Consider the following 24,003-nt stretch of genomic DNA (forward strand, 5'->3'; position numbering starts at 1 on the left):
TGCTACTATTATTCTTTTCCCCAGGCGACTGGGGTTACCGTTTCCCGTGTATCTTTGCAGTACGTTTTTCAACCAAATTCGACAGGCTTGATTTATGGCGTTTTTATCCCCTCTGCCACCCCCGCCGGAAAATGAACGGCAGCTGTTCGAGCGCGCTCAGGCGCTGGCCGGCTTCAGTTTTGGCGAACTGGCCGCCCGCGCGCAGTTGCCGATCCCCAAGGATCTGAAACGCGATAAAGGCTGGGTGGGCATGCTGCTGGAGCTGTACCTCGGTGCCATGGCCGGCAGCAAACCGGAACAGGATTTTCCTGAGCTGGGCATTGAGCTGAAAACCATTCCTGTCGACGCCGCCGGCAAACCGCTGGAGACCACTTTCGTCTGCGTGGCCCCGCTCACCGGCAACAGCGGCGTCACCTGGGCCAGCAGCCACGTTCGCCACAAGCTGGCGCGCGTGTTGTGGATACCGGTAGAGGGCGAACGGCAAATCCCGCTGGCGCAGCGCCGCGTCGGTTCGCCGCTGCTGTGGAGCCCGAGCGCTGCAGAAGAAGAGATGCTGCGCCGCGATTGGGAAGAGCTGATGGATCTGATTGTGCTCGGTCACGTAGAACGCATCACCGCACGCCACGGCGAAGTGCTGCAACTGCGCCCCAAAGCGGCCAACAACAAGGCGCTCACCGAAGCCATCGGCGAACAGGGGCAACCTATCATGACGCTGCCGCGCGGTTTCTATCTGAAAAAGGGTTTTACCGGCGCGCTGCTGGCAAGACATTTCTCAATCTAAGCGATTTCGTTTAACTCTGGTTTAGCTAACCCTGTCAGCGCCACGATAAACGCGTATAATTCACGCTTTGCATTTATTAAGTATTAAGGTGTGTCGGGCAATGTTCGAATGGATTATGGATCCCAATGCCTGGTTAGCGTTAGGTACGCTAACCATTCTTGAGATCGTACTGGGTATTGATAACATCATTTTTCTGTCGCTGGTGGTGGCCAAGCTGCCCAAAGCGCAACAGAACAAAGCTCGCCGGCTCGGGCTGGCCGCCGCCATGATTATGCGTCTGGCGCTGCTGGCCTCCATCGCCTGGGTGATCCGCTTGACGCACCCGCTGTTCACCGTGCTGGATCACGCCATTTCCGCCCGCGATCTGATCCTGCTGCTCGGTGGATTGTTCCTGATCTGGAAAGCCAGCAAAGAGATCCACGAAACCATCGAAGGCACGGAAGAAGAGCACCACACCAAGGTGCACAGCTTCTTCGGCGCGATCGTACAGATCATGCTGTTGGATATCATCTTCAGTCTGGATTCGGTGATTACCGCCGTAGGCCTTTCCGATCACCTGTTCATCATGATGGCGGCGGTGGTGATTGCCGTCGGCGTGATGATGTTCGCCGCACGGCCGATCGGCGAGTTCGTCAATCGCCATCCGTCGGTGAAAATGCTGGCGCTGGCGTTCCTGATCCTGGTGGGCTTCACGCTGATGCTGGAAAGTTTCCAGGTGCACGTGCCGAAAGGCTACATCTACTTCGCCATGTTCTTCTCCATGTCGGTAGAAGCGCTCAATCTGATGCGCAGCAAGAAAAACCGTTCGCCGGAATAACCCTACGCGGAGGCCGCCATCGGCGGCTTCCGCCGTTTCGTTGCCCCCTCATTTCAGTTTTTCTTATCAGATAAAGACTTATCTGAGACGCTCTCTGCCAAGAGTTTGCTAATCTTGAAAGAACATTGTTTTCTGCATAATCGAGGATCCGCAGGATGAAAAAGTGGGTAATGGCAGTGTCTGCGCTGGTTATGGCCGCCGGTTTGGCGGGATGTTCCAGCGACTACGTCATGGCGACCAAAGACGGCAACATGATCCTGACGCAAGGCAAACCGGAGATCGACACAGACACCGGGCTCATCAGTTATAAAGATGAGAAAGGCAATCACCGCCAGATCAACGGCGATCAGGTTTCCCAGGTTATCGAACGCTAATCACCGCACGCCGGCTATCGCCCGCTCGAGCGCGGTAGCCCTCATTCGTGTCCGCACGGAATCCGCTTCCCCCATCTTCACCGCTTGGTTATAGTCAGGAAAGGCGACATCGCCGCCCGACGGACTTTGCGCCGTCTTCTGAATTGGGCTCCTGTTTCACCGGGCCGCACGGCCCGTCAGCGCTAACAAGAAAGGAAGGCCGTTAATGCAATACCACCGTATTCCCCACAGTTCTTTAGAAGTGAGCGTGCTGGGACTGGGCACCATGACCTTTGGCGAACAGAACAGCGAAGCCGACGCCCATGCGCAACTGGACTATGCATTGGCCGCAGGCGTGAACCTGATAGATACCGCCGAACTGTACCCGGTGCCGCCCCGCCCGGAAACCCAGGGCCTGACCGAAAGCTATATCGGCAGTTGGATCAAAGCGCGCGGCAATCGCGAAAAAATCGTCCTGGCCAGCAAAGTCTCGGGCCCGGTGCGCGGCACTGACAGCAGCATCCGCCCGCAGCAGGCGCTCGATCGCAAAAACATCCGCGCCGCTCTGGACGCCAGCCTCAAGCGGCTGAACACCGATTATCTCGATCTTTACCAATTGCACTGGCCGCAGCGCGCCACCAACTGCTTTGGCAAACTCAACTATCAATATACCGATGACAAAGCCACGGTCACGCTGCTGGAAACCCTGGAGGCGCTGACCGAGCAGGTGCGCGCCGGTAAAATTCGCTATATCGGGGTCTCCAACGAAACGCCCTGGGGCGTGATGCGCTATCTGCAACTGGCGGAGAAACACGAGCTGCCGCGCATCGTGTCGATTCAAAACCCGTACAGCCTGCTGAACCGCAGCTTTGAGATTGGCCTGGCCGAAATCAGCCAGCACGAAGGGGTAGAACTGCTGGCCTATTCCAGCCTGGCGTTCGGCACGCTGAGCGGTAAATACCTCAACGGCGCTAAACCGGCCGGTGCGCGCAATACGCTGTTCACCCGCTTCAACCGTTATTCAGGGCAGCAAACCCAACGGGCGATCGCCGAATACGTGGCGCTGGCCAAAAAACACGGGCTGGATCCTTCGCAGATGGCGTTGGCCTTCGTGCGTCAGCAGCCGTTCGTCGCCAGCACCCTGCTGGGCGCCACCTCGGTGGAGCAGTTGAAAATCAACCTCGACAGTCTCGACGTGATTCTGGATGAGGACGTGCTGCAGGCGCTCGAAGAAATCCACACCCGGTTTACCATTCCGGCGCCTTGAAGCCGGAGGGCGCAGCCTGGCTGCGCCCCGTTTCACCGCCGCTGCGACCACCACAACGCGCTAATCGCCAGCGCAAACACCACGCCAAACCCTACGCCGACGCCCACCACCGGCACGCCCAGCTTCACGACCAAAGAATACAGGCCCAGCATCAGTAACATCGCGGCGTTTTCACCCAGGTTTTGCACTGCGATCGCATTGCCGGCGCCGACCGAATGTTTGCCCCGCTCCTGCAGCAACGCATTGAGCGGCACGACGAAGAAGCCCCCCAGCATGCCGATGAGCGCCAGCAAGACGTAGGCATTGAGCATGGTCGTTTGCAGCGCAAACACCGCGACCGCGACGCCGATCAGGATCCCGGCCGGCATACAGCGTTTCACCGTTTTAAGCGTGACGAAGCGCGCGGCGGCACCTGCGCCCACCACGATGCCGACGGCCACCATGGCGTTCAGCAGCGTTGGCGTGGCGTTATCGGCGATGCCGAGCGCCACCGGTACCCACAGCACCAGCAGAAAACGCAGCGTCACGCCGGCCCCCCAAAACAGGCTGGTGCCAATCAATGAGAAACGCGTCTGTCCATCGCGCCACAGCGTAACGCAGGCAGCAAAGAAGCTGTGCGTCATGGCCTGCGGACGCCACGAAGCGCCAGGACGCGCCGCCGCCAAACGCGGAATATACAGGTTGGCGACCACCGCTCCCGCGTAAACCAACGCGCAGGCCGCCAGCGCCGCCGCCACGTGCCAGTCCGCCAGAATACCACCGGCCACCGAACCGGTCAGAATGGCCGCAATGGTCGAAGCCTCGATCAGGCCGTTAGCCTTGACCAGTTTCTCGCCGCTGGTGATCTCGCCCAGAATGCCGTATTTAGCCGGTGAATACGCGGCGGCTCCCACGCCGACCAGGCTGTAACCCAGAAACGGATTACCCCCAAAACAGATCACCAATGCCCCCGCCAATTTCAGGGCGTTGGCGAACATCATCACCCGCCCTTTGGCAAAGCTGTCGGCGATCTGGCCGACGAACGGAGCCAGAATGATATAGGTGGCGACAAAGGCCATCTGCAGGATCGGCTGGCTCCAGTCCGGATACAGCTGCTGCTTGATCAACGCCAGCGTGGCGAACAGCAACGCATTGTCGCCGAACGCCGAAAGGAACTGCGCGCTGATCACCGCGATCATGCCGCGTGACAACAAAGGGGATTCGGTCGAAGGATTCATCAGGCACTCTCCGGCTGTTCGGCCATATGACGCAGGGTGACGAAATCAGGTTTGCCGCTGCCGAGCACCGGCAGCGTTTTCAACAGGCGAATATCGCGCGGCACCGCCAGCTCCGGGCTGCCCAGTTCGCGCGCCACCCGCAGCAATGCCTCGCGGGTAATGGCGGGATCGGTGGTGAACAGCACCAACGCCTCGCCTTTGCTGCTGTCGCTTTTGACCGTGGCGGCATGCAGTTTATCCGGCGACAGCCGTTGCGCCAGCAGTTCGACGCTCTCCAGCGACACCATCTCGCCCGCGAGCTTGGCGAAGCGCTTCACGCGCCCGCGAATGGTGCAGTAACCCTGCTCATCCAGGCTGACGATATCGCCGGTGTCATACCAGCCCGGCTGCAGCACGCCGTTCGCATCTTCCGCCGCCGGCGGCTCCAGTTCGCCGGGGCGTTCAACCCGCAGATAGCCTTTCATGATATTCGGCCCCTTCAGCTGCAGACGGCCGCCGTTATCAATACCCGGCACCGCGATCAGACGCGCCTCCATCTGCGGCATGATGCGGCCGACGGTGCCCACCTTGGTCGCCAGCGGCACGTTGATCGAGACCACCGGCGCGCACTCGGTCACGCCATAGCCTTCCAGAATGCGGATGCCGTATTTGTCCTGATAGATCTGTTTGGTGCTGTCCGCCAGTTTCTCCGCGCCGGCCACGACATAGCGCAGGCGGGCAAAATCATATGGATGCGCGAAGCGCGCATAGTTGTTAAGGAAGGTCGCCGTGCCGAACAGCACCGTGCAGTTACGGTCATACACCAGCTCCGGCACCACGCGATAGTGCAGCGGGCTGGGGTAGAGGAAAATGCGGCTGCCGGTGATCAGCGGCGTAAGCAGCCCCACCGTCAGGCCGAACGAGTGGAACAGCGGCAGCGACGACATGAAGCGGTCGCGCGGCGTGAAATCGGCGATGGTGCGGATTTGTTCTACGTTGGCTAGCAGGCTGGCGTGCGAATGCACCACGCCCTTGGGATGGCCTTCGGATCCGGACGTGAACAGGATCAGCGCCGGGTCCTCCGGACATTGCGGCAACGCCGCGCGCTGCGGCTGCAGCAAGTGACGCAGGATCCACAGCTTATCCGCCAGCGTGACCGTCTCTTTCAGATCTTCCAGATACACCCAGTTAGCCTGTGGCACCTGTTCCGGCAGGTGGGTCAGCTTGCCTTTCTCCAGAAACTGGCGCGAGGTGACGATGGTCTTGATGCCGGCGGCCGTCATCGCGCTGTTCAGGCCGTTGGCGCCTGCGGTGTAGTTGAGCATCGCCGGGATGCGATTGCGCAGCGAAGCGCCGAAGATTGCCGCCGCGGTAATGATGGCGTTGGGCAACAGCAGCCCAACGTGCTCCCCCTCGGCGGTAAAGCGCTGCAGAATGCGGCTGACGCCCAGCGATTTCTTGACTAGCGTCTGGTAACTGTCCTCTTTGAAAGCGATGTCTTCGATGCAAGGCTTGCGGCGCCCATAGCGGTGCTGCGCCGCCAGCAAGGCATGGAACAGCGTTTGCGGCTCGCGCGTCTCCATCCGCGCCCGCATCATGATCTGCATCAGCCGATCGCCCGCCAGCGCCCGGCGTTCACGCGCGCGCGGCGCTTCCGGCATCGGCAGCGTGGTCGGCGGCAAGATGCGGATGCTGATTTGCGGGAACCAGCGGATCTTGAACACCCCGGCCATGCGGCCAAACGGGCTGAATTCCGGGCCATCGATCCGCACCGGCACCACGGTCGCGCCCGATTTGGCGGCGATAAACGCCGCTCCGTCGTAAATTTTCATCAGCGCGCCGGTCACGGTGATGCGCCCTTCAGGGAACACCACGATCGGCCGTCCCTGCTCGACCATGCGCACCAGTTGCTTGATGGCCATCGGCTTGGTGGGATCGAGCGAGACAAAATCGATGTAAGGCCGCAGCCAGCGCATAAACCAGCTCTCGCCGATGCTGGCATAGACCGCAAACACCGGTTTTATCGGCAGGAACAGCGCCAGCAGTACGCCGTCGAGGAAAGAGACGTGGTTCGGCGTAATCAGTAATTTTTGCCGTTCGAAGTGCTGGACGTCCCCTTCGACCCGTACCCGAAACAACAGGCGAAACAGCGCGCGCAGCAGTGAAAAGATCATGCCCTTCTCCCTTGGCCATGGAGGCGTAAATCGTTGTAGGGAAAAGAATACTATATGGCAGGCAAAAAAAAACCTACGCATCCGCGTAGGTTGGTGCAATTGAAAATGGCTTCAGCATGCAAGGCACGCTGATTTCTCACCAATCAATACCTCTGGGATCACCTACTCTAGAGAGATGGCGTGCAGGAAACTACCACCGAATCGCAAGAGTTCTGCTCCAAATGCAACCAGCTGTAAATTTCCCGCGATCTGCTGTAATAACTCAATGAAACTTAAATAATCGCCGCAGCGGAAAGATCAATAATGATGCGTCATCCGCAGGAAGCGAGTGGGGGGAGAAAAAAAGCCATGCGCATATGCTGGTAAGTGCAGCACATGAGGGTTCGGCCTAATCAAGACTGAAGCAGATCCTTTAATCCCTCTTGTCTCCTCAACGCTAAAGCAATCAATTAACGAAAACTATTCTCAAACGCAAGAGCCAAGTTAGACGTGATATCCAACGTGTCATTTTCATCAACTTATGCAATTCGTTTTCTTGCTTTTCAAGCACGGCAACAATAAAAAGACAAAGTCAAAAAGCGCCAACTAACAACAGAGCCGCCTCCAGACCTTGCTGTTATCGTGATCTCACGGCAAAAGTGCACGCCGAGGATAATTAATTATTAATAATTAAAAAAACCGCAAGCAATAAAACCTATGCATTAATAACCAAACAGAGTTAACAATTAAAAAATAATAACAAAAACCAAAAAACCAGAATATAAATCTATTTTTACATAAATTTTTAGCACAATATTGCAAGAAATGAGATTGAAAAATAAAATAGCCATGCATTGAATCGCTAGTAAAACGTTGCGAAACCCTTGCTTTATATTTTCAAGCAATACGATTTGTATTTAGTGGCATATTCTCAGAAGGAAATCTGAATAATGAAGAAATATTTATTTTTAGCCCTACTACCTCTGTCGTGCACGAGCGTACTGGCCGCAAAAACAGCCAGTACGTCTGTAGATTTCTCCGGAGAAATTTATAATAACACCAGCTGCAGTATTGCTGCCAACACCAATAGCATTGATCTTGGCCGCCATTCCAGCGAAGCTTTTGATAAAGTAAATCCTGTCCAGTTGGAAGGCAACGGCATGGGCAGCATCCCGTTCACCGTAAATTGCACGGCACCGACCAACATGGGTATTGAAGTTACCAGCGCCAGCGGCGATGCCGATTATCAATATATGGACAGAAACTTCACCGCATCGCTGGCAAAAGACGCCAGTAATAAAGATATCGCCGTGCTGGGCCTTGCACTGTCAGATATCGCTATGGATGGTGAAACCGTGCGTGCGGCGCTGATTCCTGAAGGCGATGATATTTTCGATTTAACCAATGTAACTAACGGTGCAGATCACGAACAGGCGATGTTCTCTGTTGCCTCAGGTAATCGCTTTGCGGTCACATCAGATGCTAATTACGACAATATGGCGATCGGCCAGAACCTGAGCGGCACATTCAACTACCGTTCATTCCTTACCCCGCTTAGCTACATTGATGATAAAAGCATCCAAATGCAAGACAGCATTGCATTGCAAGCTTCTGTGAATCTTTCGGTTCACTACCTGTAATCACCAGGTGGGGACACTTCGCTGTTCCCACTTATTTCAGCCTCTTTGTTTGGCAAAATATCTTAACGTCCTTTGACTAGAGTTCGTTATTCTCCGCTATTCAGGAAATAAAATGAAAGGTCTCATCCATTATCTTACCGCAATATTTATATTGCTTACTCCATTTCATGGCCAAGCAACCATTAAACTGGAAAAAATAAGCCTCTTGGTCAATCAAGAGAAAGGAGAGACAACGGTAAGAGTCGATAATATCGGTAATTATCCTGTGTTGCTATTCTCATCCGTTGTTAAAAATGCATTAAGCAAGCAAGGAGAAGATCCCTTATTCATTCTTTCTCCGCCAGCCGCGCGTATTGATCCGGGTAAATCTCAGCTGGTACGCGTCATGCTTGCCGATCCCTCGGGACTTGATAAAACCCGTCAGCAAATGCGCCATATCTATTTCCAGGAAATTCCCGATATGGGAGAAAAAAGCAACCAGCTTAAGGTGAATACTCGGCATCGGGTCGTCGCTATCGCCACGCCCTCCGCGCTAGTGGAAAACAAATCTCCCTGGCAAACCTTGCATTGGCAACAAAATGGGCATTCTATACAAGTCAAAAATCTCAGCCCTTACGTTGTCAGGTTAGCCCCTACCATCACCGTACAACCCAGTAACCAGCAGTTTGTTTTAGAACAACCTTATTTGCTGCCTGGGCAAACGATCGGTACACGTAAGAGCGATAGGCTTACCATCCCCCCCTCCCGTTTGCACTTCACGCCAATCAGTAACACGGGGCGCGCCATACCCGATATCACGGTCAACCTTGCCCCAATCCAGTGAGGCAGCCTTTGAAATTGCATATACCGCTACGTCTACTGGCGTTTTGTCTGCCTATTGGCTATGCCTCGACCAGTCTGGCCGATTACGATATTGAAATGATGCGGGCACTTGGACTACCCAGTGAGATTGCTGATTACTTTTCCTCTGGCGCGAAATTTCCCGCAGGAAAACAAGCGCTATTCATCAACGTCAACGGACAAAATCATGGACGGCATGAAGTCAACATAGACAAACAAGGCGAATGGCAATACGACGCTGAACTCGTAGAAAGCCTGGGATTACACCCCTGCAAGCTCAACACTCAGGCAGAAATGCTGATGAGCCAATGTTATCAAGGCAGCCGCATCGACAATGAAACCGGTAATAATCAATTGATTTTGCTGTTGCCCGAGCGCTATATCCGTCGACAACCGGCGGACTATGAATTTGGCGGCCATGCCCTGATGCTGAATTATACCGCGAGCCGATTCGACAGCCAAAATCACAGCAGTGATTACGCGGCGTTGGAAACCGGCTTCAACAGCAACAATTGGCTGTTTCGCCATAATGGCACCTATAACAAGTCAGAACGACATCAGGGGTACACGCCTTATAATAGTTATCTGCAGCGGACATTGACGGATCACGACGCCATGATGCGTTTGGGACGAGCGACGTTATCAGATTCGCTTTACAGCGGCATTACCTTAGATGGCCTGCAATGGCTGCCTGACTCGTCGCTGTCATTGAGTCAACGCAGTGATGTGCCGGTAGTCGAAGGTATCGCCGAGAGCCAAGCCAAGGTTGAGATTTTTCAGAATGGCAGATTAGTTTACGCCACGCAGGTGCAACCGGGCACTTTCCGCCTGACCGATATCCCTGCGCAGTTCGACGCAGTCGATTTGTCCGTCACCGTCACGGAAAGCAACGGTAGCCGCAAACAATTCATCGTCCCTTATCTGACGAGCTCAGGACACTCTACTCCCCGCCAGGGCAGTTACTCCCTTGCTCTCGGGCGCACTCACAGCCTGGCAAAAAGCACAGAAATGCCTTTCATCACTGGCTCATTCTCTTTGCCATGGCTCAACCAGCACCAGGTGAGAGGGGGAAGTTTCCTCAGCCGCGATTATCGCGGCATCGCCGCCGGTTATAGCGTTGCCAATAGCGATTATCGTTTTACAGCCTTGAGCCACGTGGCGCAGTCGTCAAGCGGAAAGGGCACCAAGCTACAGCTGAATAGCGCATTACCCCTGATAAAAAACCTTAAGCTGAACGCCGGTTACAGCATCCAGTCAGAGCGATACCGCTCGCCTACACAGCTCCGTTCTCCGCGTAAAGATGACGGCGAAGGAACTTATTGGCCTGTATCGCACGGTGCATCATCTTCACACCAACGTCAAAGCTACAGCCTGGGCCTAGGCTGGCACCATAAATACATCGGAAATCTTTCTTTAGGCGTTACACGCGCTGAAGGCGGAGATAAGCAACAAAATCAACGAGTCTACGCCTTCTGGAACCGTCAATTTGGCGCAGCCACCGTTGGCGTTAGCCTGGAAAAAGAGCGCAGCCGTGAGGTTCGCGATAACGATACCAGGGTGTTCGCCACCCTTTCATTACCGCTGGGAAAAAACCGACGTTATAGCGCCAATATGATAAGCAACGGAAGAAATCGTAGCATCAGCAATTCGCTTTCCGGCCAAGCGTTGAATGGCGATCTGGCTTATGGATTCAATGCAACACAGGGCACCCAATCCAACAACGGCACCTACTCAGGCAATGTGAACTATTTGAGTCCGTTCACAACGCTTTCCGGCAGCTATAGCCATCTGTCAGAAAATCAGCAGGCATTTTACTACAGTGCCTCTGGCTCCCTGGTGGCAGACAGCAGCGGGCTAACGCTCTCACCACAGAAAATCGGCGATACCTTCGGCGTCTTGTCGATACCGGGCCTCGCCGGAGTCAGCGTGTCTACGCCAGGCGGCAAGGTGAAAACCTATGGCAAGCAAGGTAAGGCGATCATCCCAAGGCTGCGTGAGTATCAACCAAGCCTGATTAACGTAGACACAAGCACCTTACCTCCCGGTGCCGATATCGATAACGGCGTGCGCAAGATCAATCTGGCACGTGGCAGCGTTAAACATATCAATATCGATGCCATTAATACATTGCGGGCCATTGTCCAGATTAGCTATGCAGACGGCACCAAACCCGCTATCGGCAGCATGATTTTGGATGAACAACAACAAGTGGTCGCTTTTACCAATGATCAGGGCGCAGCCTTCATTGAACATCAGAAAGCGCACCGCGCGACGAACGATGCGTCTTCACAACGCTTCAGCATGAAAAACTCTTCGGGACAGGCATGTTATTTCGCAATTGCTGCAGACACCTCTTCCCGCAATCGTGCCGGCATCAGCCACTCCGAAGCAGTGTGTCGCTAAACGTTCATCGATATCAGGAGAACACATGAAAGTGATTTATTATGGGTTGGCAGCCATAGCCATCAGTTTTGGGGCTAACGCTAACTGCACGCTAACGACCACACAAAACAGCATTTATCTGGGGGAGCACAATATTGGGACACTGTCTCAGCAATCCACTCTGCTGCACAGCGCCCCATTGCAGTATCGGTTGACTTGCGATGAACCAGTGCAGTTGCAGGGGTTCACTCTGCGGGAGAATAGAAACCTGGCAGAAGGAAGCGGCGCAACCGATGCTTCTAGCTATCTCAGCCTCACGGTTGATGAATTACGCAACGGTGATGGTGAGCCCCTTTCCTTTTCACTTGCCCCCGGGCAACCACGCCAAAGACATCTACCCAACTATCGTCTATCCGTCGATCGGGAAGCATTACACATCCTTGTACCGGATAACGAGGTTGGGCAACACTTCACACTGTCATTAACAGTCTCCAGTTTCGCCGCGTCCGCGACACAACTGCGTCAACAGCAACGCGATAACATCCCGCTGTCGACCCAATTGCTGGTCAGCGCTAACTATCTTGATCCCGACGTTCGGTGAATGCGCTGACCTCGACCAGGCAGCTCATGGCGTTCGGCCCCTGCGTCAGCGGCGAGGTGCCGATATCCAGCGTCAGCACGTTCGGGTTGCCCGCCTGCTCGACCGGCCGGCGCTGCGCGTCGAAACCCGGCTCGAACCAGGCACCGGTCGCCATCAGCACCACGCCGCGCGTCACGCCATCGGTGAGCGATACCCCCGCCAGACAGCTGCCGCGCGCGTTGCTGACCAGCACTTCGGCGCCGTCCGCCACACCGCGCGGCGCCGCATCGTCCGGATGCATGTACAAGGTTTCTCGCCCGGCGGTCTTGTTGCCCTGCGCCAGCGGCGCCGGATCCATCTGGCTATGCAGGCGATCGCTCGGCTGAATGGAGATCAGGTGCAGCGGCCAGTTTTTGGCCTGCGGCGCGCCCAGCCACTCCACCGGCGGCCGCCACTGCGGATGCGGAGCGAAATCTTCGTAGCGATAGCCGGCGATCCGCTCGCTGAACAGCTCTATCTTGCCGCTGGGCGTTTGCAGCGGGTTAGCCTGCGGATCGGCGCGGAATGCGTCAAAAAATACGAACTCTTTAGCCGGCGCGGGCAGCTCGACATAGCCCCGTTGCCAGAAGGCCTCAAACTCGGGCCAGGCGACGCCGGCGCGCTGCTGCGCTGTGCCGCATTGCCGGTAGATAGCTTCGATCCAGGCCCGCTCGTCGCGATTCTCGGTAAAGCGCTCACGATAGCCGAGACGCTCCGCCAGATCGGCGAAGATATCGAAATCGTTGCGCGCCTGATGCTGCGGCGCAATGGCCTGATGCATCGCCAACACGTAGCGATCGCGCGACGAGCCGCCGATATCGTTACGCTCCAGCGAACTGGTGACCGGCAGCACGATGTCTGCCATTTTGGCCGCCGCCGTCCACCAGATATCTTGAACGATCACCGTGTCCGGCTTCTGCCAGCCCTCCACCAGCCGATTCAACTGCTGATGATGATGGAACGGGTTGCCGCCAGCCCAGTGCACCAAATGGATATCCGGATAATGCCGCGTCTCGCCGCAAAATTGATAGGCCTCACCGGGGTGCAACAGCATGTCGCAGATGCGCGCCACCGGGATCGCCAGCCCGGCCGGATTTTCGCCTACCGGCATGGTCGGCGCAGGCGTGTCCACGCGTGGATTGCCGACGCCGTTCATCGAGCCGTGGCCGAACGAGAAACCGCCGCCCGGCAGCCCCACCTGGCCCAGCATCGCCGACAGCGCGATCATCATCCAATACGGTTGCTCCCCCCGATGCGCGCGTTGCACGGAGTAGGAACAGGTGATAAAACTGCGCACGCCGATCAGTTGCCGCGCCAGCAGCGCAATGCGCGCCGCCGGAATGCCGGTAATAGCGCTAGCCCAAACGGGGGTTTTCGCCACGCCGTCACCGGCGCCGTTCAGGTAATCCGCCAGCTGTTGATAGCCCACGCAGTGGCTGTGCAGGAAGGCTTCATCCTGCGCACCCAGCCGCTGGATTTCGTAAGCCAGCGCCAGCATCAGCGCCACGTCGGTATTCGGCCGGATCGGGATCCATTCCGCGTTGACAAACTCGGGACAATCATCGCGCATCGGGCTGATGTTGATAACCGGCGTGCCCTTGCGCGCCAGCTTTTGCAGCCAGGGCTTGAGCGCATGTTCCGCCGCGCCGCCGGAAGAGACCTGAGCGTTTTTCAGCGCCAACCCGCCAAACGCCACAAACAGCTCGCAATGCTCCACCACGCTCGGCCAACTGGTGACGCGCCCGGTCAAGGGCGAAAAAGTGCCGATCACATACGGCAGAAAGAACTGCGCCGCGCCCCAGCTGTAGTTGCCCTGCTGATCGACGCCGCCGCCGCCGCTGAAGTAGAACCGCCGCACCAGCGAGCGGGCATGGTGCAGCCGCCCGGCCGACGACCAGCCATAAGAGCCGGTAAACAACCCGGAGGCGCCGTAACGCTCGCGCACCCGGCGATTCTCTTGCGCCACCAAATCGAGCGCCAATTCCCAGTCCACCTCGACGAAATCTTCCCTGCCGCGCAGCGTACGGTCGCTGCCCTCGCGCTTTTGCAGCCACGAGCGGCGCACCGCCGGCTTGCGGATGCGTTTGTCGGAGTAGACCATCGGGACGATGGAATCGAGCAGCGGCGAAGGATCAGGATCGTCGACGAAGGGTTCACAACGGATAAGCCGGCCGTCTTCAACCACGGCGGTATAAGCGCCCCAATGGGCGAGCTGCGGATAGCGTTTAATGGACATGGCGTTCTCGGCGCAAATCGGAATGCACAGACGTTACCTCAGCCCGCCGCCAGTGCCAACGTACAAATTGCGCTATCGTTCGGTAGCAGTCGGTTATGCGTACAGACGCGAAGAGATTCTGCAACCGCCACCACAAGTTGCGCACGAGACCGCTTGCAGCCCCGGTTTTTTTCCGCAAAACTGGGGGATGTAAGCGATTACCCAGGATGTGTTGACTGATATGGCTACGATAAAGGATGTTGCCAGGCTGGCGGGTGTTTCCGTGGCCACGGTATCCCGCGTGATAAACAATTCCCCCAAGGCCAGCGAAGGGTCGCGCACCGCGGTGCAGGCCGCCATGGAACAGCTGCAGTATCACCCTAACGCCAACGCACGAGCGCTGGCGCAGCAATCCACCGAGACGCTGGGGCTGATCGTCTCCGACGTTTCCGATCCCTTCTTCGGCGCGATGGTCAAGGCGGTCGAGCAGGTGGCCTACGCCACCCACAATTTTCTGCTGATTGGCAACGGTTACCACGACGCCGAAAAAGAGCGTCAGGCGATTGAACAGCTGGTGCGGCACCGCTGCGAAGCGCTGGTGGTGCACGCCAAAAGGCTGAGCGATCAGGAACTTTGCGGCTGGATGCAACAGATCCCGGGCATGGTGCTCATCAATCGCACGCTGCCGGGGTTTGAAACGCGCTGCGTGGCGCTCGACGATCGCTACGGCGCCTGGCTGGCGACCCGACATCTGATCCAGCAAGGGCACCAGCGCATCGCTATCATCTGCTCCACCCACCAGATTTCCGACGCCACCGATCGTCTGCAAGGCTATCTCGACGCGCTGCAGGAACACGGCATTGCGGTGGATGAAAAGCTGATCGCCTACGGCGAACCGGACGAGATCGGCGGCGAACAGGCGATGACCGAATTGCTCGGCCGCGGCCGTTCGTTCTCCGCCATTACCTGCTACAACGATCCGATGGCCGCCGGCGCGCTGTCGGTGCTGAGCGATAACAGCGTCGACGTACCGGGAGAAATTTCGCTGATCGGTTTCGACGACGTGTTGATTTCGCGCTACCTGCGCCCACGCCTGACCACCATTCGCTACCCTATCGTGGCGATGGCCACCCAGGCGGCGGAGCTGGCGCTGGCGCTGGCCAACCGGCAACCGCTGCCGGAAATCACCAACATGTTCAGCCCAACGCTGGTGCGCCGCCACTCGGTCGCCACCCTCAACAACGCGCACGAACAGCCGTAATCATGCCGCCGCATGGGTGAGCCGTCACCCATGCGCTCAGATTGCGCAGCCCGCCGCATTTCTCGCTTTTGGATTTTTTCCGCTCCCTGCGTTCGTGCAGATTGTTGGCACAATAACCTTTACACTATATAGCATAAACGCTATATTCTGAGCGCATCATGTGGCAAGTGGTGACCGTCGAACGATTCGACGACTGGTTTTTGGCGCTGAACAACGCCCAGCAAACAAGCATCCTGGCGGCGATCTTCAAATTACAGACGTTCGGCCCGCAGTTGGCGCGGCCGCACGCCGATACGCTGCATTTTTCCGACGCGGCCCGGCAGTTGAGGGAGTTGCGCGTTCAACATCGCGGGCGCCCTTTCAGGGTGTTTTTCGCCTTTGACCCACAGCGGCAAGCAGTATTGCTGTGCGGTGGCGATAAAACCGGCGACAAACGCTTTTACCAGCGCATGTTGCCCATCGCTGCCATGGAATTTTCACATTATCTGGCAACCCGGAGGTAGTGCAGATGGCCAAACCGTTATCCCAACTGATCGACAAGCTCGATCCCGCCGTCGTTGCCACAGCCAGGCAAAAAGCGGACAAGGAAATTTTCGAACTGCGGCTGGCGATGCTGAGGGAAGAGCTGGCGGTCTCTCAGGTTGAATTGGCGAAGCGGCTCGGCATCAGCCAACCCTCCGTCGCCAATTTGGAAAAGCGCGGCAGCGAAATAAAGCTGTCGTCGCTCAAACGCTATATCGAGGCGATGGGCGGCACGCTGTCGCTGGATGTGCAATTGCCCAATGGCCAGCACCGCCGCATGACGCTGTGAAGCGGGCGCAAGGCGCCCGCCCGCTTATCAGATAAGTTCCAGCGCGATCAGTTCTTCGATGGTTTGGCGGCGGCGGATCAAACGCGGCTCGCCGTTTTCGAACAGCACTTCAGGCAACAGCGGACGGCTGTTGTAGTTGGAGGACATCGATGCGCCGTAGGCGCCGGTATCGTGAAACACCAGATAATCGCCGATCTGCACCGGCGGCAGCTCGCGGGTTTCCACGCCGCCGCCCGCCTGCTGGGTGAAGACGTCGCCGGATTCGCACAGCGGCCCGGCGATCACCGTGTCGCGCAGCGGTTGTTCCGAGGTGTCGCGCCCATCGGCCGGCAACAGCGAAATATGGTGATAGCTGCCGTACATCGCCGGGCGCATCAGATCGTTAAAACCGGCATCCACCAGCACAAAGTGGCGGCTGCCCATGTCTTTTACCGCCCGCACCTCGGCCACCAATACGCCCGCCTCCGCCATCAGGAAACGTCCGGGTTCAATCTCCAACTGCACCGGGTGCCCCAGATGCGCGGCGATGCGCTCACGCGCCCGGTTCCACAAACCGAAATAGTGTTCGGTATCGATCGCCTCTTCGCCGTACTGATACGGGATAGACAGACCGCCGCCGGCGGAAATGGCGCTGATGTCATGACCGAGATCGATCACCTGCTGCACCATCGCATCGCAGACGCGCTCCAGATGCTGGTAATCGACGCCGGAGCCGATATGCATATGCACGCCGATCAGCTTCAGGCCGTAGCGGCGGATCTTCTCCACCGCCTGCGGCAGGTCGGCATACCAGATGCCGTGTTTGCTGTTCTCGCCGCCGGTGTTGGTTTTCTGGCTGTGGCCATGGCCAAACCCCGGATTAATGCGCAGCCACACCGGATGCCCCGCGGAAGCCTGGCCGAGCTGATCCAGCATATCGATGGAACCGGCGTTGACCGGGATCTTCAATGCGCTGACGCGCGCCAGCGTCGCGTGATCCAATACGTCCGCGGTAAACACGATATCGCTCGGCTCGCCGCCCGGCTGAAAACCGGCCTGCAGCGCCCGCTCGATTTCGCCGAGCGACACCGAATCCACCTTCACGCCCTGCTCGCGCATCAGGCGCAAAATATGAATGTTCGAACAGGCTTTCTGCGCGAAACGGATAGTGTCGAAGTGGCGCAGCTGAGCGATGCGCTGGCTGATGATGTCGGCATCATAAGCCCAGACCGGGCAACCGAAGCGCTGCGGCAAGGCCAGCAGGTTAGCGGCGTTCAACGCGGTGGAGGTGTCGTGCAACGGGCGTGGCATGGCGATATTCCCAATTCGAAAGTAACGGCAGATAAGGCCATAGTGCCGCACGCTGAATCGGGTGGAAAATATCTATTTAGCCGTAGTCTATTCATTTATGATATAGCTTTCTCTACAGTCGAGCAGCCTCGTCATGCACAGCATCTCTTTGCGGCAGATAGAAATTTTTCGGGCGGTGATGACCACCGGCAACCTGACCGAGGCGGCGGCCCTGCTGCAAACCTCGCAACCCACCGTCAGCCGTGAGCTGGCGCGCTTTGAGAAGCTGATTCGGCTGCAGCTGTTCGATAGGGTTCGCGGGCGCTTGTCCCCCACGGTGCAGGGCCTACGGCTGTTCGAAGAGGTGCAACGCTCCTATTATGGCCTCGATCGCATCGTCAACGCCGCCGCCGGCATTCGCCAGTTTCAGCAGGCGCAGCTGTCGATCGTGTGCCTGCCGGTATTTTCCCAATCGCTGCTGCCGGCGGTGTGCCGGCCCTTTATCGAACGTTACCCGGAAGTCAGCTTCAGCGTGATCCCGCAAGAATCGCCGCTGCTGGAAGAGTGGCTGTCGGCCCAGCGCCACGATCTGGGGCTGACGGAAACCACCCTGACGCCGGCGGGCACCGAGCGGGTGACGCTGATGACGTTGAATGAAGTCTGCGTGCTGCCGACGGGTCACCCCCTGCTGGCAAAAGACCTTCTGACGCCACAGGACTTCACCGGGCAGAACTTTATCAGCCTGTCGAACACCGACAGCTATCGCCACTTGCTCGATGCGCTGTTCGCCGAGCAGGGCGTCGAGCGCCGCATGGTGATGGAAACGCACAGCGCGGCGTCAGTGTGCGCCATGGTGAGAGCCGGCGTGGGGGTCTCGATCGTCAACCCGCTGACGGCGCTCGACTATGCCGGCAGCGGCGTGCACGTGCGGCCATTCAGCATCGACGTGCCGTTCACCGTCAGCCTGATACGGCCGCTGCACCGCCCTTCATCGGCGCTGGTGACGGCCTTTATCGACCATCTGCATCAACAGGCGGCACTGTTCTCCGCCCGCCTGGCCGCCGCCGTCAGGCGCTGAAAACGGCGTGGGAATGTTGCCGCGGTCTTAGCGCAGCGTCGCCTGCCACTGCGGATCGCTGGCGAACCATTCCACCAGAAAGTCCAGCATGGTGCGCAAGGTGGCGGGCATTTGTCGGCGTGAGGTGTAGATGCCGTAGATACCCATCGATTGCGGCCGGTAACCCGGCAGCAGCTCCACCAGTTCGCCGCTGGCCAACAGCGGCGCCGCCGAATAGTAGGGCTGCAGGGAAATGCCCGCGCCCTGCACCGTACCGGCCATCAGCACCACCGATTCGTTGGCGCTCAGGTTGCCGCTGACCGCCACCGCCGATTTCACCCCCTGAGCGTCGAAATGCCACAGGCTTTTGCCGAAATAGGAATAAGTCAGGCAGTTGTGCAACGCCAGATCCTGCGGCTGGCGCGGCGTGCCGTGCGCCGCCAGATAAGCGGGCGCGGCGCACACCACCGACGCGCAGGTGGACAGCGGCCGGGCGATCAGGTTGGGATCCAGCTCATTGGTGATGCGCAGCGCCAGATCGATGCGCTCTTCCACCAGGTTCACCGCCCGGTTGTTCATCTGCAGATCGACCGCCACCTGCGGATGACGCTTCAGATACTGGGCGACGGCCCCCACCAGCGCCGTTTGTCCGAGCGATTGCGAACAGGTGATGCGCAGCAGGCCGCGCAGTTCGTCGCTCTGCCCTTCCTCCACCAGATCGATTTCCCCCGCCAGCGCCAACATTTGTCGGCAGCGCTCCAAAGTACGCTCACCGGCGTCGGTCAGACTAAGCTTACGGGTAGTGCGGTGCAGTAAACGCGCCCCGGCCCATTGCTCCATCTGGGCCAGGTAGCGAGTGACCATCGCACGCGACATCTCCAGCGTTTCCGCAGCGGCGATCATGCTGCCGCGATCGACGATGGTGACAAAAACCTCAGCGGCGGTAATGCGATCCATGATTAGTCCGATTTATGCAACGAATAATTGCTTATTATCCGGTTTTTCTATCGCTTTATGCAACCTAACATCATTACAACATTAACCGATACCTAAGGACCTCTGCCCATGTTTAAGAAATCACTGTTAACTCTGGCCTTCACCGGCGTCGCCACCCTGAGCACCTACGCCACCGCTGCCGATACCCTGACCATGGAAGTGTATAACCCGGGCGAGAAAAGCGTGTTCCCGGTGTCTTCCGAAATCATCAGCGGCAAACACGAAGTGGCGCTGATCGACGCACAGTTCCAGCGCAACGATGCCGAAGAGCTGGTGAAAAAGATCAAGGCGACCGGCAAGAAACTGACCACCGTCTACATCAGCCACTCAGATCCGGATTTCTATTTCGGTCTGGACGTGATTAAGGCCGCTTTCCCGGAGGCGAAAATCATCGCTTCGCCTGGCACCATCAAGGACATTAACGCCACCAAAGACGGCAAAATCGCCTACTGGGGCCCAATCCTGAAAGACAACGCGCCGAAAACCGTGATCGTGCCGCAGCCGCTGCAGGGCGACAGCTTCACCATCGACGGTCAAAAAGTGGAAGTGAAAGGCCTGAACGGCCCGACCCCCGATCGCACCTTCGTGTGGATCCCGGCGCTGAAAGCGGTCGTGGGCGGCGTGGCGGTCGCCGGTGACAATATCCATCCGTGGATCGCCGATAACCAGAGCGTAGAATCGCGCCAGCACTGGCAGCAGACGCTGAAAAACATCGAAGCGCTGAAGCCGCAGGTCGTCGTGCCGGGCCACTTCCTGCCGGGTGCCGCACAGACACTGGCATCGGTGCACTTTACCCAAAAATACCTGACCACGCTGGAAGCCGAACTGCCAAAAGCCAAGGATTCCGCCGCGCTGATTGAAGCGATGAAAAAGCACTACCCGACGCTGAAAGACGAATCGAGCCTGGAACTGAGCGCGAAAGTGCTGAAAGGCGAGATGAAGTGGCCGCAATAAGCGCCCGTGCGTGATTGAACCAGCCCTGGCGCCGCGGCGGCTTGCCGCGCGCCAAGCGAGGAGTAAAAATGACCGAAACCACTCTGCATTACATTTTCGATCCGCTGTGCGGTTGGTGCTACGGCGCCGCACCGCTGGTGAAAGCGGCTCAGAGCCTCCCCGGGCTGAAGGTCGTGCCGCACGCCGGCGGCATGATGACCGGCAACAACCGCCGTCAGATTACCGACGAATGGCGCAACTACGTCATTCCGCACGACAAGCGCATCGCCGAGATGACGGGCCAGCCTTTCGGCGAAGCCTATTTCAACGGCCTGCTGCGCGACACCACGGCGGTGATGGATTCCGAGCCGCCGATCACGGCTATCCTGGCGGCGGAAAAACTGGCGGGACGCGGGCTGGACATGCTGCACCGCATTCAGCAGGCGCACTATCAGGAAGGGCGACGCATCGCCGACACGCCGGTGCTGGAAGCGTTGGCGAAAGAGCTGGGGTTGCCTTCGGCGGCGTTTATCGCCGAAATGCGCTTCAACAGCGGTGCGCCGACCGCGCAACACATCGCGGAAAGCCGGGCGCTGCTGGCCAAAGTGCAGGGCCAGGGCTTCCCGACCTTTGCGCTGCAGGATAGCGAGGGCCAGCTGCACCTGCTGCCGGCCGGCAATTATCTGGGCAATGTGGAAGCCTGGAAGAATCTGTTGGGCGCCGCCGCGCTGGCGTAACCCTTCTCGCCCCGGCCACCGGGGCGGGTCATTCGACCCGCACGAACCGCCCTTCCGCCCGCACATTGTGGCCGAACCCGCAATCCCCCCGCGTATGCATCTCCAGCGCTTGCTCGCCAAACGCCATCGTCACGTCGCAGACCTGCGCGCTTTCCGAGTCATGTTGATGGTAGACGGCCTTGCCGTGCTCAATGGGCAGCTCGGCGGTGAAGTCGCCCATGTTCGGGCCGTAATACAGCCCCATCTGCGGCATGGCGTAGCCGGAAAAATCGATCAGCCAGCGCTCGCCCTGCGGCTTCACCACCACTTCGCTCCACACCCCGCGCCCGGCGTATTGCCAGTACACGCCGCCCGGCCCCTGCGGCTGCGGCCGCTGCGCCAGGCGTTGGCGCAACAGACTCATGTTGTGCTGCGATTTGTCATCGTGCGGCGCCAGCGCCAGATAGGCCTGCGCCTTGAGCAATTCACCGGCGTGCATCAGCGACAGCGCCACGTTGTTGTAAGCCGTGGCGACAGCCTGCTCGCTCAGACCGCAAAACTCGCTCCAGGCCGCCTGATCGCGAAAGATGTCGGCGGCTTTGGCGTAATCCTGGCGCTGATAGGCCTTTTTTCCCAGTTCGGCGTAGCTCGCCACCTTTTGGCAGTCGGCGGCGATGTCCGGCTCGTCAATGTGCGCCCAGGCCCGGGCGCTGGCGAAGACGCCGCAGGTCAGCAACAGGGGAAACCAAGCCTTCATCGTTTATCCTTTCTGCAAAAATTCGGCGCCAGTATAACCGCCCGGCGCCGGAGTGTATGCCGCAATTGCGCTCACCTGCGCGCCGACGGCGATTCAGCCGCCTTATTTCAAACGGTTAGCGGAGTCAAAACTGCTTACAGTCGCGGTTTGTTTGTTACCGGCCCGCAGCCCATGCTGAACAAAATACCGCAATTATCGAGCCGTTATGAACGCAACCCCCTTGCAGAAACACGCCATTTGGCAGTTGATCAAACCCTTTTGGGTGTCGGAGGAACGATGGCGCGCCTGGATGATGCTGATCGCCATCGTCGTCCTGTCGCTCGGCCTGGTCTATATCAGCGTGCAGATCAACCAGTGGAACCAGGTGTTCTACGACGCGCTGCAGAACAAAAACTACCCGGTATTCAAGGCGCAGCTGTGGCGCTTTACCTATCTGGCGCTGATCTTCATCGTGCTGGCGGTCTACAAGATCTACCTGACTCAGGGGCTGCAGATGCGCTGGCGGCGCTGGATGACGGAAAGGTTCATGGGAAAATGGCTGGCGCACCAGGCGTATTACCACACCGAGCAGCAGCAGATCGTCGATAACCCCGATCAGCGTATCGCTGAAGATCTCAACGTGCTGACCCAATATACCCTGTCGCTGTCGCTCGGGCTGCTCTCCAGCCTGGTGACGCTGTTTTCCTTTATCGACATTTTATGGCACGTCAGCGGGCCGATGACCTTCGCGCTCGGGCAACACGCCATCACCTTGCCCGGCTATATGGTGTGGTTCGCGCTGCTGTATGCGGTGTTGGGATCGCTGCTGATCTGGTGGGTCGGCAAACCGCTGGTCATGCTGGGCTTCAACCAGGAACGGTATGAGGCGAACTTCCGTTTCGGCCTGATCCGCATCCGCGAAAACAACGACGCCATTGCGCTGTACCACGGCGAACCGCGCGAGGCGCAGCAGTTGGGTGACCGTTTCGACACCATTCGCAGCAACTGGTGGGCGATCATGCGCATCACCCGGCGGCTCAACATCGCCACCAACTTCTACGGCCAGTTCGCCATCGTGTTTCCCCTGCTGGTGGCGGCGCCGCGCTACTTCTCCGGCGCCATCCAGATGGGCGGCCTGATGCAGATCGCCTCGGCCTTCGGCCAGGTGCAGGGCGCGCTGTCGTGGTTTATCGACGCGTTTAACGATTTGGCGACCTGGAAAGCCTGCGTTAACCGTCTGGCCGGCTTCAACGCCGCCGTCGATCAGGTTCACCATCAGCCGCGCGGCATTCAACTGCGGGAGGAGACCGCCCATCCGTTAACGCTGGACAACCTCAGCCTGCACTTGCCCGACGGCCAGCCGCTGCTGACCGGCGCCGAGATGACGCTGCAACGCGGCGATCGCCTGCTGATCGTCGGGCCTTCCGGCTGCGGCAAGTCAACGCTGCTGCGCGCCATCGCCGGTATCTGGCCTTACGGCGCGGGCGCCATCGGGGTAGCGGGCAACGCCAACATGCTGTTCCTGCCGCAGCGCAGCTACATTCCGATCGGCACGCTGCGCGAAGCGCTGAGCTACCCGAGCCTGGCGTCGGAATACAGCGACGCGCAGCTGATGCGGGTGCTGGAAAACTGCCACCTGAAGCACCTGCAGCGTTGGCTGGACACCTCCGCCAACTGGAGCCATCGCCTGTCGCCGGGCGAGCAACAGCGGCTAGCCTTCGCCCGCGCCCTGTTGATTCGCCCGAGCATCCTGTTCCTCGACGAGGCCACCAGCGCGCTGGACGACGAAACCGAGCAACTGATGTACTGCCTGCTGGTGGATGAACTGCCGGACGTGACGCTGGTCAGCGTGGCGCACCGCAACAGCGTGGCGAAATACCACCAGACCTGCTGGCGCTTCAGCCGCGGCGAAGACCAACCGGCGCGTCTGGCGCTGAGCCCGTTGCCGGCCTAACTCACGG

Annotated in this window: 21 protein-coding genes; 15 read left to right on the forward strand and 6 right to left on the reverse strand. The window is 58.4% G+C overall.

Annotated features, from left to right (window positions below; translation table 11 throughout):
• Positions 1-94: 94 nt before the first annotated feature.
• The 4 genes from mutH to EDY99_RS16675 all read left to right on the forward strand — a co-directional run bounded on the left by mutH (position 95) and on the right by EDY99_RS16675 (position 3,218).
• The gene (gene mutH, locus EDY99_RS16660) at positions 95-781 is read left to right on the forward strand and encodes a DNA mismatch repair endonuclease MutH (protein ID WP_033644848.1); all 687 of its coding nucleotides are present in this window, start codon (positions 95-97) and stop codon (positions 779-781) included.
• A gap of 100 nt (positions 782-881) precedes the next feature.
• The gene (locus EDY99_RS16665; RefSeq protein WP_042785275.1) at positions 882-1,598 is read left to right on the forward strand and encodes a TerC family protein; all 717 of its coding nucleotides are present in this window, start codon (positions 882-884) and stop codon (positions 1,596-1,598) included.
• A gap of 155 nt (positions 1,599-1,753) precedes the next feature.
• On the forward strand, positions 1,754-1,972 hold the full coding sequence (locus tag EDY99_RS16670; RefSeq protein ID WP_016929923.1) for a YgdI/YgdR family lipoprotein: 219 nt from the start codon (positions 1,754-1,756) through the stop codon (positions 1,970-1,972).
• A gap of 205 nt (positions 1,973-2,177) precedes the next feature.
• On the forward strand, positions 2,178-3,218 hold the full coding sequence (locus EDY99_RS16675; protein WP_033644844.1) for an NADP(H)-dependent aldo-keto reductase: 1,041 nt from the start codon (positions 2,178-2,180) through the stop codon (positions 3,216-3,218).
• Positions 3,219-3,250: 32 nt separating this feature from the next.
• Here the strand turns inward: EDY99_RS16675 and lplT are convergent, their stop codons facing one another.
• Both lplT and aas read right to left on the reverse strand, forming a co-directional pair.
• Positions 3,251-4,435 (reverse strand): lysophospholipid transporter LplT, encoded by a 1,185-nt coding sequence (lplT, locus tag EDY99_RS16680; RefSeq protein ID WP_033644843.1) that lies wholly within the window; start codon positions 4,433-4,435, stop codon positions 3,251-3,253.
• On the reverse strand, positions 4,435-6,588 hold the full coding sequence (gene aas / locus EDY99_RS16685) for a bifunctional acyl-ACP--phospholipid O-acyltransferase/long-chain-fatty-acid--ACP ligase (protein WP_123061936.1): 2,154 nt from the start codon (positions 6,586-6,588) through the stop codon (positions 4,435-4,437). Before aas ends, lplT begins: the two co-directional genes overlap by 1 nt.
• 929 nt (positions 6,589-7,517) lie before the next feature.
• On the opposite strand from aas, the gene EDY99_RS16690 reads away from it, so the two are divergent.
• From EDY99_RS16690 to EDY99_RS16705, 4 genes are all read left to right on the forward strand, one after another.
• The gene (locus tag EDY99_RS16690; protein WP_127897171.1) at positions 7,518-8,207 is read left to right on the forward strand and encodes a hypothetical protein; all 690 of its coding nucleotides are present in this window, start codon (positions 7,518-7,520) and stop codon (positions 8,205-8,207) included.
• A gap of 112 nt (positions 8,208-8,319) precedes the next feature.
• Positions 8,320-9,030, forward strand: a complete 711-nt coding sequence (locus EDY99_RS16695; protein WP_046687730.1) for a fimbria/pilus periplasmic chaperone — start codon at positions 8,320-8,322, stop codon at positions 9,028-9,030.
• Positions 9,031-9,038: 8 nt separating this feature from the next.
• Positions 9,039-11,450 (forward strand): fimbria/pilus outer membrane usher protein, encoded by a 2,412-nt coding sequence (locus tag EDY99_RS16700; protein ID WP_046687731.1) that lies wholly within the window; start codon positions 9,039-9,041, stop codon positions 11,448-11,450.
• A 25-nt stretch (positions 11,451-11,475) separates the two neighbouring features.
• Entirely contained in the window at positions 11,476-12,030 is a 555-nt protein-coding gene (locus EDY99_RS16705) for a hypothetical protein (RefSeq protein ID WP_046687732.1), read from the forward strand.
• Here EDY99_RS16705 and EDY99_RS16710 read toward each other — a convergent pair.
• Positions 12,002-14,284 (reverse strand): molybdopterin guanine dinucleotide-containing S/N-oxide reductase, encoded by a 2,283-nt coding sequence (locus EDY99_RS16710; protein WP_123061937.1) that lies wholly within the window; start codon positions 14,282-14,284, stop codon positions 12,002-12,004. The two genes, EDY99_RS16705 and EDY99_RS16710, sit on opposite strands and share 29 nt — an antisense overlap.
• A gap of 220 nt (positions 14,285-14,504) precedes the next feature.
• Between EDY99_RS16710 and galR the strand changes: the two genes are divergently transcribed.
• From galR to EDY99_RS16725, 3 genes are all read left to right on the forward strand, one after another.
• Positions 14,505-15,524 carry an HTH-type transcriptional regulator GalR gene (gene galR / locus EDY99_RS16715; protein WP_033652132.1) on the forward strand — a complete coding sequence of 340 codons (1,020 nt, stop codon included), beginning with the start codon at positions 14,505-14,507 and terminating at the stop codon, positions 15,522-15,524.
• A gap of 158 nt (positions 15,525-15,682) precedes the next feature.
• Entirely contained in the window at positions 15,683-16,027 is a 345-nt protein-coding gene (locus EDY99_RS16720) for a type II toxin-antitoxin system RelE/ParE family toxin (protein ID WP_089195112.1), read from the forward strand.
• Between the two features lie 5 nt (positions 16,028-16,032).
• Positions 16,033-16,335 carry a helix-turn-helix domain-containing protein gene (locus EDY99_RS16725; protein ID WP_038878665.1) on the forward strand — a complete coding sequence of 101 codons (303 nt, stop codon included), beginning with the start codon at positions 16,033-16,035 and terminating at the stop codon, positions 16,333-16,335.
• A 27-nt stretch (positions 16,336-16,362) separates the two neighbouring features.
• On the opposite strand, the gene lysA is transcribed toward EDY99_RS16725, so the two are convergent.
• Complete coding sequence (gene lysA, locus EDY99_RS16730) at positions 16,363-17,625, reverse strand: diaminopimelate decarboxylase (protein ID WP_033644838.1); 1,263 nt, start codon at positions 17,623-17,625, stop codon at positions 16,363-16,365.
• A 133-nt stretch (positions 17,626-17,758) separates the two neighbouring features.
• Here lysA and EDY99_RS16735 point away from each other — a divergent pair, with 133 nt between their 5' ends.
• On the forward strand, positions 17,759-18,682 hold the full coding sequence (locus tag EDY99_RS16735; protein WP_046687734.1) for a LysR family transcriptional regulator: 924 nt from the start codon (positions 17,759-17,761) through the stop codon (positions 18,680-18,682).
• Between the two features lie 27 nt (positions 18,683-18,709).
• Here the strand turns inward: EDY99_RS16735 and EDY99_RS16740 are convergent, their stop codons facing one another.
• Positions 18,710-19,618, reverse strand: a complete 909-nt coding sequence (locus EDY99_RS16740) for a LysR family transcriptional regulator (RefSeq protein ID WP_033644836.1) — start codon at positions 19,616-19,618, stop codon at positions 18,710-18,712.
• A 108-nt stretch (positions 19,619-19,726) separates the two neighbouring features.
• Here EDY99_RS16740 and EDY99_RS16745 point away from each other — a divergent pair, with 108 nt between their 5' ends.
• On the forward strand, positions 19,727-20,611 hold the full coding sequence (locus tag EDY99_RS16745) for an MBL fold metallo-hydrolase (protein WP_046687735.1): 885 nt from the start codon (positions 19,727-19,729) through the stop codon (positions 20,609-20,611).
• A gap of 68 nt (positions 20,612-20,679) precedes the next feature.
• Positions 20,680-21,327 (forward strand): DsbA family protein, encoded by a 648-nt coding sequence (locus EDY99_RS16750; RefSeq protein WP_033644834.1) that lies wholly within the window; start codon positions 20,680-20,682, stop codon positions 21,325-21,327.
• 28 nt (positions 21,328-21,355) lie between these two features.
• On the opposite strand, the gene EDY99_RS16755 is transcribed toward EDY99_RS16750, so the two are convergent.
• Positions 21,356-22,063, reverse strand: a complete 708-nt coding sequence (locus EDY99_RS16755) for a hypothetical protein (protein ID WP_033644832.1) — start codon at positions 22,061-22,063, stop codon at positions 21,356-21,358.
• 205 nt (positions 22,064-22,268) lie between these two features.
• Here EDY99_RS16755 and EDY99_RS16760 point away from each other — a divergent pair, with 205 nt between their 5' ends.
• Complete coding sequence (locus EDY99_RS16760) at positions 22,269-23,996, forward strand: ABC transporter ATP-binding protein/permease (protein ID WP_123061938.1); 1,728 nt, start codon at positions 22,269-22,271, stop codon at positions 23,994-23,996.
• Positions 23,997-24,003: the final 7 nt, after the last annotated feature.

Source organism: Serratia sp. LS-1, from assembly GCF_003719595.1.
In the GTDB taxonomy this organism is placed as follows: domain Bacteria; phylum Pseudomonadota; class Gammaproteobacteria; order Enterobacterales; family Enterobacteriaceae; genus Serratia; species Serratia ureilytica.